At 74.5% G+C, this 14,573-nt stretch carries 10 protein-coding genes; 1 reads left to right on the top strand and 9 read right to left on the bottom strand.

Translation table 11 applies throughout. The annotated features are described in order from the left end of the window. Positions 1 to 132 precede the first annotated feature (132 nt). Positions 133 to 2,535 (top strand): Orn/Lys/Arg decarboxylase N-terminal domain-containing protein, encoded by a 2,403-nt coding sequence (locus AB0953_RS17750; protein ID WP_366860402.1) that lies wholly within the window; start codon positions 133 to 135, stop codon positions 2,533 to 2,535. Positions 2,536 to 2,603: 68 nt separating this feature from the next. Here AB0953_RS17750 and AB0953_RS17745 read toward each other — a convergent pair whose 3' ends face one another. From AB0953_RS17745 to AB0953_RS17705, 9 genes are all read right to left on the bottom strand, one after another. After that, entirely contained in the window at positions 2,604 to 3,920 is a 1,317-nt protein-coding gene (locus AB0953_RS17745) for a cytochrome P450 (RefSeq protein WP_366860401.1), read from the bottom strand. Further along, positions 3,917 to 4,480 carry a cupin domain-containing protein gene (locus AB0953_RS17740; RefSeq protein ID WP_366860400.1) on the bottom strand — a complete coding sequence of 188 codons (564 nt, stop codon included), beginning with the start codon at positions 4,478 to 4,480 and terminating at the stop codon, positions 3,917 to 3,919. The genes AB0953_RS17745 and AB0953_RS17740 overlap by 4 nt, the downstream gene beginning before the upstream one ends. Positions 4,481 to 4,547: 67 nt before the next feature. Then, on the bottom strand, positions 4,548 to 5,801 hold the full coding sequence (locus AB0953_RS17735) for a cytochrome P450 (RefSeq protein ID WP_366860399.1): 1,254 nt from the start codon (positions 5,799 to 5,801) through the stop codon (positions 4,548 to 4,550). Positions 5,802 to 5,909: 108 nt separating this feature from the next. Continuing rightward, on the bottom strand, positions 5,910 to 7,064 hold the full coding sequence (locus AB0953_RS17730) for a type III polyketide synthase (RefSeq protein ID WP_366860398.1): 1,155 nt from the start codon (positions 7,062 to 7,064) through the stop codon (positions 5,910 to 5,912). Between the two features lie 231 nt (positions 7,065 to 7,295). Then, entirely contained in the window at positions 7,296 to 8,240 is a 945-nt protein-coding gene (locus tag AB0953_RS17725) for a calcium-binding protein (RefSeq protein ID WP_366860397.1), read from the bottom strand. Positions 8,241 to 8,452: 212 nt separating this feature from the next. After that, positions 8,453 to 9,214 carry an IclR family transcriptional regulator C-terminal domain-containing protein gene (locus AB0953_RS17720; RefSeq protein WP_366860441.1) on the bottom strand — a complete coding sequence of 254 codons (762 nt, stop codon included), beginning with the start codon at positions 9,212 to 9,214 and terminating at the stop codon, positions 8,453 to 8,455. A gap of 917 nt (positions 9,215 to 10,131) precedes the next feature. Next, positions 10,132 to 10,719 (bottom strand): sigma-70 family RNA polymerase sigma factor, encoded by a 588-nt coding sequence (locus AB0953_RS17715; RefSeq protein ID WP_366860396.1) that lies wholly within the window; start codon positions 10,717 to 10,719, stop codon positions 10,132 to 10,134. A 377-nt stretch (positions 10,720 to 11,096) separates the two neighbouring features. Next, a complete protein-coding gene (locus AB0953_RS17710; RefSeq protein ID WP_366860395.1) occupies positions 11,097 to 12,437 on the bottom strand; it encodes an MFS transporter in 1,341 nt (446 codons plus the stop codon). Positions 12,438 to 12,501: 64 nt separating this feature from the next. Further along, positions 12,502 to 14,517 (bottom strand): prolyl oligopeptidase family serine peptidase, encoded by a 2,016-nt coding sequence (locus AB0953_RS17705; protein ID WP_366860394.1) that lies wholly within the window; start codon positions 14,515 to 14,517, stop codon positions 12,502 to 12,504. Positions 14,518 to 14,573 lie beyond the last annotated feature (56 nt).

Genomic DNA, 14,573 nt, shown 5'->3' with positions numbered 1-14,573 from the left:
TCAAGGGCGGTCGCCGCCGCTTCTCCCTGCGGGTGAAGCGCGCGCCGACGGTCGACGGCGGTCCCCGGCGAGGCGCGAAACTGCCCCGCAGACAGGGCTTCGGCACACACCCGACCTCGGAAAGCGGGCTCCATGGGCAACGGCACGGTTCTGCTGGCACTGCGCGAAAACCCCCTGGGCGGCGGCGCGAGCGCCGACCAGCTCCGGCGCATCGGAAAGGAATTGGAGAACGAGGGCCTGGAGCTGCGCTGGGCGGCCGGTGCCGCCGACGCCCGGGCCGCCCTGCGCACCGAGGCCGGGCTCGCAGCGGCCGTGGTCGCCTGGGACCTCCCGCACACCTCCTCCGGCGCCGCCGAGGAGGGCGGCGCCGAGGAGGGCGGCGGCGCCGAGGTGCTGCGGCACATCGGGCGCCGGTTCAAGAACCTGCCGGTCTTCCTCGTCATGGCGGACGAGTCCGACCAGGACCTGGAACGGCTGCCGCTGTGGGTGTCGGAGACCGTGGTCGGCTACATCTGGCCGCTGGAGGACACCCCCGCCTTCATCGCCGGACGGGTCGGCACCGCCGCCCGCAACTACCACAAGGACGTCCTGCCCCCGTTCTTCAAGGCCCTGCGCCGCTTCGACGGCGCGCACGAGTACTCCTGGCACACACCCGCCCACTCCGGCGGCGTGGCCTTCCTCAAGTCCCCTGCCGGGCGGGCCTTCTTCGACTACTACGGCGAACGCCTCTTCCGTACCGACCTGTCGATCTCGGTGGGCGAACTGGGCTCCCTCTTCGAGCACAACGGCCCGATCGGCGAGGCCGAGCGCAACGCCGCCCGCGTCTTCGGCTCCGACCGCACGTACTTCGTGCTGCACGGCGACTCCACCGCCGACCGCATGGTGGGCCACTACAGCGTCACCTCCGACGAGATCGCCCTCGTGGACCGCAACTGCCACAAGTCCGTGCTGCACGGCCTGGTGATCTCCGGCGCCCGCCCGGTCTACCTGGTGCCCACCCGCAACGGCTACGGCCTGGCCGGCCCGCTCCCGCCCGGCGAGATCGCCCCGGAGGCGGTCGCGGCCAGGATCGCCGCCAACCCGCTGGCCGCCGGCGCCGTGTCCCGCGACGCCCAGTACGCGGTCGTCACCAACTCCACGTACGACGGCCTGTGCTACGACACCCTCGCCGCGGCCCGCGCGCTCGCCCCGAGCACCCCGCGCCTGCACTTCGACGAGGCGTGGTTCGCGTACGCCCGCTTCCACCCCTTGTACGCCGGGCGCTACGGCATGGCCGTCGGCCCCGACACCTTCCCGGACGCCGGTGCCGGTGCCGGTGCCGGTGCCGCCGCCGGTGCTGCCGGTACCGGGAAGGGGCCCGGACGCCCGACCGTGTTCGCCACCCAGTCCACGCACAAGCTGCTGGCCGCGCTCTCGCAGTGCGCCATGGTCCACGTCAAGTCCTCGCCGCGGGCTCCCGTCGAACACGAGCGGTTCAACGAGGCGTTCATGATGCACGGCACCACCTCGCCGCTGTACCCGGCGATCGCATCGCTGGACGTGGCGACCGCGATGATGGACGGTCCGCAGGGGCAGTGGCTGATCGACGAGGCGGTGACGGAGGCGATCCGCTTCCGCCAGGCCGTCGTCCGCACGGCACGCCGCATCGCGGGAGCCGGGGACCGGCCGGAGTGGTTCTTCGGCGTCTGGCAGCCCGACACCGTCACCGACCCGGCCACCGGCGGACGCATCCCGTTCGCCGACGCCCCGCCCGCCCTGCTGGCCTCCGACCCGGCGTGCTGGCAGCTCGAACCCGGCGCCGCATGGCACGGCTTCCGCGACCTGGGCGACGGCTACTGCATGCTCGACCCGATCAAGGTCACGCTGACCTGCCCCGGTGTCACGGCCACCGGGGAGACCGCCGAATGGGGCATCCCGGCACGCATCCTGACCGCGTACCTGGCCACCCGCGGCATCGTCGTGGAGAAGACCGACAGCTACACGACGCTGATCCTGTTCTCCATGGGCATCACCAAGGGCAAGTGGGGCACGCTGATGGACGCCCTGATGGACTTCAAGGCCCTGTACGACGCGGACGCGCCGCTGGACCGGGTCCTGCCCGAGCTCGTCGGGCAGTTCCCGCGGCGCTACGCCGCCACCTCGCTGCGGCAGCTGTGCCGTGCGATGCACGAGCACCTGACCGGCTCCGACTTCATCGCGGCCCTCGACACCGCCTTCCGGCAGCTCCCGGAGCCGGTGGCACCGCCGCAGCACTGCTACCAGCAGCTCATCCGCGGCGGCACGGAGCGCATCCGGCTGAGCGAGGCCGCCGGGCGGGTCGCCGCCGCCATGGTGACCGTGACCCCGCCGGGGATCCCGGTGCTGATGCCCGGGGAGGCCATCGGGGAGCCCGGCGGTCCGCTGCTGCGCTACCTGGGCAACCTGGAGGAGTTCGACCGGGCCTTCCCGGGCTTCCACAGCGAGGCCCACGGCGTCACCGTGGACCCGGAGAACGGCGACTACCTCATCGAGTGCGTACGGCAGTCGCAGGGCTGAGCCACCGCGGCGGCCCGGGCCGGAACGGCAGTACCGTCCCGGCCCGGGCCGCCGCACGCGGGCACGCCTCACCAGGCCAGCGGCAGCGCCTCCGGTCCGCGGTTGACCGTGCCGCGCCGCCAGGGCACGGCCTCGGGAGCCACGGCGAGGCGCAGCCCGGGAAGTTCCCGCAGCAGGGCCGCGAGGACCACCTCGCACTCCATCCGGGCGAGCGCGGCCCCCAGGCAGTAGTGCGCGCCGTGCCCGAAAGCGAGATGGGGGGCCTCGGTGCGGGCCAGGTCCAGCCGGTCGGGATCGCCGAAGACCCGCGGGTCCCGGTCGGCGGCCGGGTAGGAGACGTACACGGCCTCGCCCGCCCGGATCACGCGGCCGCCGACCTCGACGTCCTCGGTGGCGATGCGCGGCATGCCGACCCCGTTGCGCTGCGGGAGGAAGCGCAGCAGCTCCTCCACCGCCCGCGGCAGCAGGGCCGGTTCGGCGCGCAGCCGCTCCAGCTCCCGGGGGTGGGTGAGCAGGGCGTACACCATGGCCGTGGCCTGGCCGAGGATCTGGTCGAGTGCGTTGAGCACGACCATCACGGTCAGGGAGACCAGTTCGGGCCGGCTGAGCTCGCCGCGCGCGTGCGCGGCGACCAGGTCGCTGAAGAGGTCGTCGCCGGGGAAGCGGGCCCGGTGGGCGGCCAGTTCGCGGACGTACGCGGCGATCTCGGCCTTGACGCCGTCGCCCTCCTGCCGGGAGCGGTCGGTGGACAGGAGGGCGGTCCGCCACTGCTGGAGCCGGCCGAAGTCGTCGGCTGGCAGGCCCAGCAGGCTGCCGAGGAGGTGCTCCGGCATCGGCCCGGTCACCGCTTCGGCCAGGTCGGCGGGCGGGCCCTGGGCGGCCATGGCGGCGACCAGGCGGTCGGCGGTCTGCTCGGCCTCGGCGCGCAGGGCGGCGACCCGTTTGCGGCCGAAGGCCTGGGACACCAGCCGCCGCAGGCGGGTGTGGTCCGGCGGGTCGGTGCGTCCGATGCCGCCGGCCGGGGCGATCGTGTGCGGGGTCATGGAGGTGACCGGCCGGTCGACGGTCAGGGCCCGGCTGAACCGCGGGTCCGAGGTCACCTCCTTGACCAGGTCGTACGAGGTCACGAGCCAGGCCTCGCCCTCGCCGTGGCGCATGCGGACACGGGCGACCGGCTCCTCGCGCAGCAGCCGGTGCAGCAGGGGGTCGAAGTCGAGCGCGGGGAGGTGGTCCACCGGCCAGAAGTGCGCGGGGGCGTCGGCGTCGGCGGGACCCTGCTGGGCGGGGATGGCGCCGGCCGCGGTCCGGGGTGCCGCCTCGCCTCGGGCGGCGGCGGGGTCCTCGGCAGGGCGGTGCCCGGCGGGTGCCGGCCGTCCCGCGGTCATCGGTCGGCCCCCGTCCCGGGGCCGGGCAGGGCGGTGTGCCGCAGCGGGGTCAGCTGCTGGATGTCGTAGCGGGCCCGGAGCTCCTCCACGGCGGCCGGGTCGGGGCCGCCGTGCGCGTCCATCAGCTCCAGCAGCTCTTCGAAGTACCGTTCGTGGTCCGGGGGCGGCGCCGACTGGAACAGCATGCGGGCCGGCCTGCCGGTGGGGTTGGCGAAGGCGTGCGGGCAGCCCGGCGGAACCAGGATCAGGGTGCCGGGGGTGGCCCGTACGGGGCGCAGCCCGGAGGCCGACTCCCAGCCGCGCCAGTCGTCGCGGGTGCGCACGGCCGGCTCGAAGGCGAGCACCTCCAGCTCGCCCTCGATCACGTAGAAGAGCTCCTCGCCCCGGGTGTGGGTGTGCGCCCCGACGTCGAAGCCGGGCGGGACGACCACCTCGAAGGTGGAGGCCACGCGCGAGTGGGCGCCGGTCACCTTGAACGTCACCTCTTGCGCGGCGGTCTTGACGGTGCGCCCGCCGCCGGGCGGCACCACCAGGCCGTCGCCCGGGTACAGCATGGTCATGGTCTGCGGCTCCTGCCTGCTCGGGGCAGCGTGCGCGGTCGGGCGCACGGCGGGGTCGGGGGTGCGGTCACCACTGGACGGGGAGCGCCTCGGGCCCGCGGATGAGGGCGCCGCGCCGCCAGCGCAGCTCCGCCGGGGGGACGGCGAGCCGCAGGTCCGGGAAGCGCTCCCACAGCGAGGTGAGGAGGATCTCGGCCTCCATCCGGGCGAGGGTGGCGCCGGGGCAGTAGTGCGGTCCGTAGCCGAAGGCGACGTGCGGGAAGGCAGGGCGGTCGAAGTCGAGGCTCCCGGGGTCGGCGAAGACCTCCGGATCGCGGTTGGCGGTGAGGTAGGAGACGTACACGGCGTCGCCGGCCGGGATGGTGACGCCGCCCACCTCGACGTCCTCCAGGGCGATGCGGGAGAGGCCGACGGCGTTGCGGTGCGGGATGTAGCGCAGCAGCTCCTCGACGGCCCGGGGGAGGAGTTCGGGCTCGGCGCGCAGCCGGGCGAGGTGCCCGGGGTGGGTGAGCAGGGCGAAGACCATGTTGGCGCTGTTGTTGTCCGGTGCGTGGGTGCCGCCGAGCAGGATCAGGACCGCGAGGCCGACGGCTTCGTCGAAGGTGATCCGTCCGGTGTCGATGCCGTCGGCGAGGACGGCGGCCAGGTCCTCGGGGGCCGCCTCCTCGCCGGGTGCGAGCTGTCGGGGCAGGTGGGCGGCGCCGCCGCGGCGGCCGCCGATCAGCTCCCGGAAGTACTCGGCGATCTCGGCCTTGGCCTGCTCGCTCGCCTCCCGTCCGGCGCCGGCGGACAGGATGGTGTCCGACCAGCGGGCCAGTCGGGGCCGGTCCTCGGCCGGGGCGCCCAGGAGTTCACCGACCATGGCGAGGGGGAACGGGCGGTGGACGAGGGCCATGAGGTCGGCGGGCGGGCCCTGCCGCTCCATCGCGTCGAGCAGCCCGTCCATCACCTGCTGGGCGCGCTCGCGCAGCCGGCGCATGGCGCGTGCGGTGAACGCTCCCGCGACGACCTTGCGCATCCGCGTCTGGTCGGGCGGGTCGGCCACGCCCACCGCGCCGTCCATCGGGATGAAGTGAGGGGCGACCCGGGTGACGTCGTTGCCCATGACCGCCCGCCGGCTGAAGCGGGGATCGGCGGAGACGAACCGGACGTCGGCGTGCCGGGTCACCAGCCAGGCGTGGCCCTCGCCGTGCGGCAGCCGGATCCGGGCGACCGGCTCCTCGTGGAGCATGCGGGCGAGGAAGGGGTCGAAATCGAGGCCGGGCAGGTCGGGCGGGCTCCAGAAGTGGACCGTGGCGTCGGTCCGGGGCGTGGTGGGCATGGGGTCCTCGGTCGGTCGGGAAAGGGGGCGGTCGGCATCCGGGGGGCAAGGCCGGCGGAGCGGGCAGGTTCTGGCGGGGTGGCGGTACGTCAGCGGGATGGCGGTACGTCAGCGGGCCGGGCCGAGGAGGGCCGGGCCGGCGGACCGCTGCCGGCCGATGCCCGGGGCCCGGCCCGTACCCGCCGCAGCCGCCCCGCCTGCCGGGCCCGCGGAGGTCCGCGCGGTCCAGCGGCCGAGGGACATCTCGGCGGTGATGCCCGGCCCGAATCCGGCGATCAGCCCCTTGGCCCGGTCGGCGGCCCCGCCCTCGTCGAAGAAGCGGGCGACGGCGTCCAGGACGACGGCGCTGGCGATGTTTCCGTACTGGGCGAGCGTGGCCCGGCTGAAGCGGAAGGCCTCCGGCCGGACCCCGAGGAAGGTGCCCAGGTCGTCCAGGATGCGCGGGCCGCCTGCGTGAACCAGGTAGAAGTCCAGGTCGGAGGCGTCCCAGCCGTGGGCGCCGGCGAGTCCGGCGAGGACGGGTGCGAGCGGCTCCATGGTGCCGGGGACTCTTTTGTCCAGCAGGAAGTGGAAGCCGGTCTCGCGGACGCTGTACGCGATCCAGTCCTCTGTGTCCGGCACGAGGTGGGAGGCGTTGGCCTCCAGCCGGATACCGGTGCCGCCCGTGCCCCGCACCACGGCGGCGGCGACGGCGTCGCCGAACAGGCCGTTGGACAGGAGGGTGCCGATGCCGAGGTCGGTGGGCTGGTAGCAGAGCGAGCAGAACTCGCAGGCGACGATGAGGGCGTTGGCACCGGGGTAGGCGGTGCAGAAGTCGTGGGCGCGGTTGATGGCGCTGCCGCCCGCGGCGCAGCCGAGCTGGGCGATGGGGAGCTGCCGGGTGCCGGGCCGGAAGCCGAGGGTGTTGATCAGCCAGGCGGTGAGCGAGGGCATCATGAAGCCGGTGCAGGAGACGTAGACGATCAGGTCGATGTCCGGCGCCGCCAGCTCCGCGGCGGCCAGGGCCTGTTGGACCACATGGGGGACGCGCCGCTTGGCCTCGGTCTCGTACACCCTGTTGCGGGCCTCGAAGCCCTCGTGGTGCAGGACCTCCTCGATCGGCCGGACCAGGTGGCGCGTGAGGACGCCGGTGTTCTCGATCAGCCGTAGGGCGAGGGGGAGTTGTGGGTGTCCGGCGTGGAGGGTGCGCGCCAGGGCGAGGGTCTGGTCGAGCGTGATGACGTGTTCGGGGACGGCGACGGCCGGTCGGCACAGGGTGGCCATGGGGGACATCCCGAGTGGTGGAGGGGACGCCCGGCCGACCGGCCGAGCGGGGCGCTGGGCAGCCCGGGAGGATCGTCACCGATCGCGATCATTTGAGCAAACCGGTACTACTTTCACATTGGTGTTGTTGTACGGAGGTTGACGGCGGGGGCGCGGCCCCCGGGGCCGCTCGACGGAAGGGCCCCGGACCGGAGTCCGGGGCCCACGGAGGACCGGGAGGTTCTCGGCCGGTTACGGGACGTTGGCCAGGGTCTCGCAGCCGAGGCCGACGTCGGAGCCGCCCGAGCCGTCGCAGTTGTCGGTCACGCCCTCGCCGCCGTCCATGACGTCGTTGCCGCCGTCCGTCGCGGCGGTCGGGCTCTGGCCGGGCGCCGCGGCGGGGGCGGCCGGAGCCGCGGGGTCCGCGGAGGGACGGGGCGAGTCGGGACGCGTGTTGGACGGGCGGGAGGAGTCGGGCCGGGAGGCGGACGCCGGGGAGGAGGACGAGGACTGGCGGCCGCCGTCGTCGCGGCCGTGGGAGGCGTGGCCCGAGTTGCTGTCGCCGATGATGGTGTCCGTGCCCGCGGCGCCGACGAGGACGTCGTTGCCCTGGCCGGTCGCCGTGACCTCGGCGGAGGAGTCGCCGGTGATGGCGTCGTCGCCGTTGCCGCCGTCGAGGATGTCGTTGCCGCCGCCGGAGGCGTTGATGCCGCCCCGGCTGTCGCCCACCATGTGGTCGTCGCCGTCGCCGCCGAAGACCATGTCGTTGCCGCCGCCCGAGGCGGTGCCGCCGAAGGCGATGCTGTCGCCGCCGATGCGGTCGTTGCCCGGTCCGCCGAAGACGATGTCGTTGCCGCCGCCGTCCACGTTGGCCCTGGTGCTGATCAGGTCACCGCGCACCATGTCCCCGCCCTCGCCGCCGTCGACCTGGTCGTTGCCCAGGCCGCCGGCGATGGTGTCGTCGCCGCCCAGACCGCAGACCAGGTCGTCGCCGCCCAGGGCGTCGATGGTGTCGACGCCGGCCGATCCGACGATGACGTCATTGCCCTCGGTGCCGGTGATCTTTCCCGATCCGGAGATCGTGGCGGGGCGCCCGAAACAGGTCGCCTCCTCGGCCGCGTCCGCGGCCAGGCTCGGGAAGCCGAGGGAGAACAGCGCGGCTGCTGCCAGCAGCGTGAGGGATTTTCGGCCAGGCATGGGGACCTCCGGTCGTCGACGGTGAACGCCTGGGGACCATATGGGGACATATGCGACCGAATCAATCAAATGCCTGGATGTTGACGCCCATTACCTTCGATTGGCCCCCAAAGGCGGGGGCGCGCGGCAGGGGCGCACGGCAGGCCCCACACGTGCCGAGGCGGCCGCGGACGGGCGGACGCCCGGCCGTGGCCGCCTCGGACGGGCCCGCGCTACACCCCCGTTCCGCACCTCTCGGACCGGTCGGCGCCTCCGGAGACGAGCAGCGCGAGCAGCACCGCGGCCGCCTCGCTCTGCAGGATCCGGGCCGCCCTGCGCAGCAGCTGCGGATCGGGACCGGCCGGCATCGACAGGGCCAGGCATTCGGCGTTCGGGCCGGCCGTGATCGGTACCGCCGCGCACACCGTGCCGAGGGCGTACTCCTCCAGGTCCAGCAGGGGTTCGCCCGGCAGCCGGTCGTCGAGCTGCCGGAACAGCTCCCGTTCGCTGGTGAGGGTGTGGGGCGTGAGCCGGGCGAGCCGGTGCCGGGCCAGATGGTCCTTGCGCGCCTCGTACGCGAGCTGCGTCAGCAGGGCCTTGCCGACCGCGGAGGCGTGCGCGGCCGCCCGGAAGTCCACCCATTCCTCCACGGGCGGCGCCGTGGGCGAGTCCGCGTACTCGGTGATGGAGACCTCGCCGTCGGTGTAGCGGGCGACGTACACGGCGGCGCCGACCGCGTCACGGACCCAGGCCAGGGTCTGGCTCAGCCGGCCCGGGCCGTCGACGGCTCCGGTCAACGCTAACGCCGTGCCGGCGGCGTAGGCGCCCGGCCCCACCGGCGTGGCGAGCTCCGCCCGCACGAGCCGCTCCATCACCCGCGCCAGCGCCAGCTGCGGCAGGCCCGTGCGCCGGGCGATCTGGGTGAGGCTGACCCCGCCCGAGAACCGGTTGACGACCTCCAGGACCCTCAGGGCCTGGTGCGCCGATTCCAGCACGGCCGCCGTCGGCCGCTCCGGGACCGGGCGGCGCGGGGCGGGCGGGAGCGGTGCGGGCCGCGGCGGGGCCAGCGCCCAGGCGTTCGCCTCCTCCGTCAGGTGCAAGGGGTCGAGGCGGGCGTGGCGGGCGACGGCCACCGCGACCTGGGGGCCGGGCGCGAACACCTCCCCCAGGTCCGGGTCCTCCTCCGGCACGAGGCCGGTGACGGCCCGCCGCAGCCGGGCGGCCAACCGGTAGCGGTCCGCACCGAGGCACCCCGGCGCGGACAGGGCCGTGAGGTCCTGCGTGGTGATGGGCGGCGAGGTCCAGATGACCGAGGCCGCCAGCGCGCCCTCCAGGTTGTCGGGCAGCGGCAGCAGCGCCGGCAGGCCGGGGTCCGGCTCCAGGGCGTCGGCCTGCTCCTTCCAGTGCCGGGCGGTGGCGACCTCGGCGCGGGCCAGGTGGTAGAGGTACAGGCACTGCGCGGCGGACCGGGAGTCGGCGCCCGCCGCGTACTGGAACCAGAACCGGGCGCCCTCGGACCGGCCCGACAGGTGCAGCAGGCAGCCGAACAGCAGCGCGGAGCGCGGGTGGTGCGGCCAGGAGTTCGGGGCGAGGGCCAGCTCCGCGAAGGCCCGGCTGTCCACGAGGTGCCCGGCCAGGCAGTCCAGTGCCCGGGCGGCCCGTACGTGGCAGGCGGCGTCCAGGACGAGGTGGTCGGACTCGGCCGGCCCGGCGGGACCCGGCACCGGTACGCCCTGCCCCGGCGCGGCGCCCGCGCCCCGCCGGGGCAGGGCGCGGGCGCGGTCGGCCGCGACGCGGCGGGCGATCCTTCGCCGGGCCGCGTACTCGTCGTAGCCGGCGTACTCCTCCGCCAGCACCTGGGCGTCCTGCAGGGCGGCGTCCAGGGCGCAGCCCATGGCGTCACGGTCTCGGATCATGTCGCCCATTGGCTCTTCTCCTCTCCGGGGGCCCAGTCCAGCCCGAGCTTGCGGGACAGGGTCCGGCGGGCGCCGCGGATGTGCGAGCGGACCGTCGCCGGGGAGATCCCCATCATCCGGGCTACGGTGTCGTAGTCGTTTCCCAGCAGGAAGGCCAGGAGCACCACGTCGTAGTGCCGTTCGGTCAGTTCTGCGATCGCCGCGTACAGCCCGAGCTTGGACTCCAACAGCTCCAGGCGCTCGCGCGACGCGCGGCGCAGGGCGGCGAACCAGGCCGTTTCGACCATGGCCACCGGGCGGCCGAGGACGGCGAGGCGGCGCTCGACGTGCTCGCGCAGGACGGCCCAGGCGAAGCCGTGGAGGCTCTCCTGTCTGAGTGCGTGCTGCCAGACCTTCAGCAGGAAGGTGAACACGTCGTCGACGGTGTCCTCGGCGTCTCTGCGGGTGCCCAGTTGGAGGTGGGCGTAGCGCAGGTAGGCGCGGTGGTGCTGGGAATGGAAGGCCGTGAAGTCCACCGGCAGCACGCCGGCCAGTTCGCTGGAGACCGCCTGGTCACCGGATGGGTCGAAGTCACCCTCGTTCATGCACTCCCCCACGGTTGCTCGTCGCCGCGGACGGGTGCGGCGGGTACCTCACGATGACGGGGCCGACCAGCTCTGCGGCGGCGGCCTTTATCAGCACGAGGGCAACTGTCTGGGCGGCATTCACGTCGGCGTGAACCCTTCCGGTGAGAGGTGCGGCAACGGTCGGGGTGCCTTCCCCCGCTCCGGCACCCGGAGAGCACCAAGGGCTCCCCATTCCAGCCCATCGCACCGGGCGCCCGTTTGTGCACGCGGCCTCGCGATTTCTCTTCGGAAATGGCGCATCCGCTCCCGTACGCGCCCCCTTGCACCCGGCATGCGCCGGTGCCCTCCGACAGGGCGCAACGGTCGGCGCGGCCGGCTCGGGCGGCGGGGCCGTATCAGGCGGCGGTGCCCGCTTCCCGCGCCCCCTGCGCCCCCTGCGCCCCTTGTGCCTCCTGCGCCTGTGCCGCCTCGCGCTCCCCGCGGCGGCGCAGGGCGTCCGGGTCGGTCTCCGCGTCGTACGTCACCAGCGACGGCAGGAGTGCGCAGAGCGCGCCCACCGCGGCCATGCACATCAGGCCGCCGCCCCAGAACGCCGGGCGGGTGCCGGTCCAGCCGGCCATGGCGCCGGCGCGGACCTGGCCCAGCTGCGGGCCCACGCTGTAAGAGAGGACCTCGATCCCGGCGAGCCGGCCGCGCAGCCCCTCGGGGATGGTCTGGTTCCAGATCGTGGCCCGGCCCAATCCGCTGAGCATGTCGCCGGCGCCCGCGGCCGCCAGGCACGCGAGGACGACCCAGATGTTCGCCGACCAGCCCGCCCCCGCCACGGCCAGGCCCCAGACCGCCGCCCCGCACACCACGAACAGGCCGTGGCGGCGGACCCGGGAGGTCCACCCGCTGGTGACGCCGAGGAGCAGGGAGCCCACCGCGCCCGCGGAGTACATCAGGCCCAGCGCCCACACGGCGTCGAGCTCGTCCGCGAGGAAGGGGAAGATCGTGTTCGGGAAGGCGAAGAACATCGCCGCCAGGTCCACGGCGTAGGTCCCCAGCAGGACCGGCCGGCTCCACGCGTAGCGGGCCCCCTCTGCGATCCCGCGCAGCGAGGGCCGCTCCGCGCCGGGCGAGGGCGGCGCCGGGGACAGCCGTGCGCACAGGGCCACGGACACGGCGAAGCCGGCCACGGTGGCCGCGTAGGCCGCGGCGTAGCCGGCGTAGGCGACCACGAGTCCGGCGAGGGCCGGTCCGGCGATCGCGCCGATCTGGTAGCGCAGGGCGTTGAGTGCGGCGGCCGCGGTCATCTGGTCGTGCGGCACGATCCGCGCCATCAGCGAGTCCAGGGCCGGGCGCTGCAGCCCGGACAGCGCCGAGACGCCGGCCGCGACCACGTACAGGGGCCACAGCAGCGGGTCCGGGAGCAGCGCGTTGACCAGCAGGAGCAGGGCGAGGACGCCGAGCCCGGCCTCGCTCAGCAGGATCAGGCGCCGCCGGTCGAGGGCGTCGGCCAGCGCGCCGCCGTACAGCCCGAAGACCACGAGCGGTACGAGTTCCACCGCGCCCATCGCGCCGACCGCGAGCGGCGATTGCGTCAGCTCCTTGATCTGGAGCGGCAGCGCGATCATCGCCATGAAGGAGGCGAAGAACGTCACCGCGCCCTGGAAGAAGAGCGTGCGGAAGTCGCGGGAGGAGCGCCACGGGGAGAGGTCGGGCAGCAGGTCGCGAAGGCGTCGGGCGGTACTCACAGCGGTTCATCGTGGGTGACCGCGCCGGCGCGCGGCAAAGCATTTTCCCTGCCTGCCGCCGGCGTCACTCCGCTTCGCCGGCGAGGTGCTGCCACAGGAAGGTGTGGGCGAGGGCCTCGTTGTGCGCGGCCTGCTCGTTGTCGGAGGCCCCGCCGTGGCCGCCGCCGGTGTTCTCGTGGAACAGCACCCGGTGGCCGAGCTCGCGCAGCCGGGCGGCGGCCTTGCGGGCGTGGCCGGGGTGGACCCGGTCGTCGCGGGTGGAGGTCATCAGCAGCACGGGCGGGTAGGGCCGGTCGGCGGCGAGGTTGTGGTAGGGGGACAGGGCCTCCAGGTGGGGGCGGTCGGCCTCGCTGTCGGGGTCCCCGTACTCGGCGATCCAGGACGCGCCGGCGAGCAGGCGGTGGTAGCGGAGCATGTCGAGGAGCGGGACCCGGGCGACGACCGCCCCGAAGAGCTCGGGGTGGCGCACGAGCATGGCGCCCATCAGCAGTCCGCCGTTGCTCGCGCCGGTGATGCCGAGCCGGTCGGGCGTGGTGATGCCCCGTGCGACGAGGTCGGCGGCGACGGCGGCGAAGTCCTCGAAGGCCCGGACCCGGTGGGCGCCGAGGGCGGCCTGGTGCCAGGCGGGGCCGTACTCGGCGCCGCCGCGGATGTTCGCGACCACGTACGTGCCGCCGCGGGCGAGCCAGGCGCGGCCGGTGAGCGCGTCGTAGCCGGGGGTCTCCTGGTCCCGGAAGCCGCCGTACCCGTAGAGCAGGGCGGGCCCCGGGCGGTCCCGTTCGGCGGGGCCGACGACGAAGTAGGGCACGGCGGTGCCGTCCGCGGACCGGGCGAAGTGCTGCCGGACGGCCAGGCCCGCGGCGTCGAAGCGGGTCGGGGCCTGCTTGAGGACCTCCGCGTCGGCGCCGATGCGGCCGAAGCTGAGGGTGGAGGGCTGGAGGAAGCCGGAGACGTCGAGGAAGTACTCGTCGCTGCTGTCCGGGTCGGTGTCGGTGATGCACGCCGAGGACAGCGGCGGGACCTCTGCCAGCGGCCGGCGGCTCCAGCCGTCCGGGCCGGGCGTGAGGACCTCGATCCGGGTGGCGACGTCGGCGAGGGACTCCACGATCAGGTGGTGGCGGGTCCAGGCGTGCCCGGCGAGGGCGGTGCGCCCGTCCGGGGTGAACAGCGCGTGCGCCGTGCGGTCGCCGGCGAGGAAGGCCTCGAAGTCGAACGCGAGGAGCGAGCCCGCGGGGTGGCCGAGCCACGGGCTCTTCGGGGTGACGATCAGCCACCGGCGGTACGCGTACTTGCCGGCGTCGTCCGGCACGTCGATCCTGACCAGCCGGTCGCCGTCGGCCAGCAGGTGGAGCTCGTCGTGGAAGAAGTCGGTGCTGCGGGAGACGAAGGAGCGCTCGTGGCCGGGCGTGGCGTCGTGCCAGCCGACGGCGGAGACGTCGCCGTGCTCGGCCTCGAAGACGGGCTCGGCGTCCGCGAGGGCGGTGCCGCGGCGCCAGCGCAGGACCGTGCGGGGGTAGCCGGAGGCGGTCAGCGAGCCGGGCCCGGTGTCGGTGCCGACGAACACGGTGTCCTCGTCGAGCCAGGCGATGCGGGTCTTGGCCTCCGGCACCGTGAAGCCGCCCTCGACGAAGGCGTGGGCGTCGACGTCGAACTCGCGCACCACGACCGCGTCCGAGCCGTCCCGGGACAGCATGACCAGGGCGCGCCGGTGGTCGGGGTAGCGCACGGCGGCTCCGGCCCACACCCACTCCTCGCCCTCGGCGGCCGCGAGGGCGTCGACGTCGAGGAGGACCTCCCAGGCGGGCTCGTCCTTGCGGTACTGCTCGGGCGTGGTGCGCCGCCACAGGCCCTTGGGCCGGTCCGCATCCCGCCAGAAGTTGTAGAGGTACGCGCCGCGGCGCACGGTGTAGGGGATCCGGTCGGCGTCGTCGAGGACCTCGCGCAGTTCGCCGCGCAGCGTCTCGAAGAGGGGGTCGCCGGTCAGCGCGGCGGCGGTCTCGGCGTTGCGCTCGGCCACCCAGGCCAGTGCGGCCCCGCCCGTCACGTCTTCCAGCCACAGGAAACGATCTTCAGCAGTCACCTCACGATTGTGCCGTCCGCGGGACCGGGCCTGCAGCGGCTCCCCGCGTTCCGGTC

This window comes from Streptomyces sp. NPDC046866 (genome assembly GCF_040704625.1).
Taxonomy (GTDB): domain Bacteria; phylum Actinomycetota; class Actinomycetes; order Streptomycetales; family Streptomycetaceae; genus Streptomyces.
This window is presented reverse-complemented; position numbering and strand designations above follow the sequence as displayed.

Coding starts and splice junctions, on each gene's coding strand:
- AB0953_RS17750 (WP_366860402.1), top strand. CDS start 133: ATGGGCAACGGCACGGTTCTGCTGGCACTGCGCGAAAACCCCCTGGGC.
- AB0953_RS17745 (WP_366860401.1), bottom strand. CDS start 3,920: ATGACCGCGGGACGGCCGGCACCCGCCGGGCACCGCCCTGCCGAGGAC.
- AB0953_RS17740 (WP_366860400.1), bottom strand. CDS start 4,480: ATGACCATGCTGTACCCGGGCGACGGCCTGGTGGTGCCGCCCGGCGGC.
- AB0953_RS17735 (WP_366860399.1), bottom strand. CDS start 5,801: ATGCCCACCACGCCCCGGACCGACGCCACGGTCCACTTCTGGAGCCCG.
- AB0953_RS17730 (WP_366860398.1), bottom strand. CDS start 7,064: ATGGCCACCCTGTGCCGACCGGCCGTCGCCGTCCCCGAACACGTCATC.
- AB0953_RS17725 (WP_366860397.1), bottom strand. CDS start 8,240: ATGCCTGGCCGAAAATCCCTCACGCTGCTGGCAGCAGCCGCGCTGTTC.
- AB0953_RS17715 (WP_366860396.1), bottom strand. CDS start 10,719: ATGAACGAGGGTGACTTCGACCCATCCGGTGACCAGGCGGTCTCCAGC.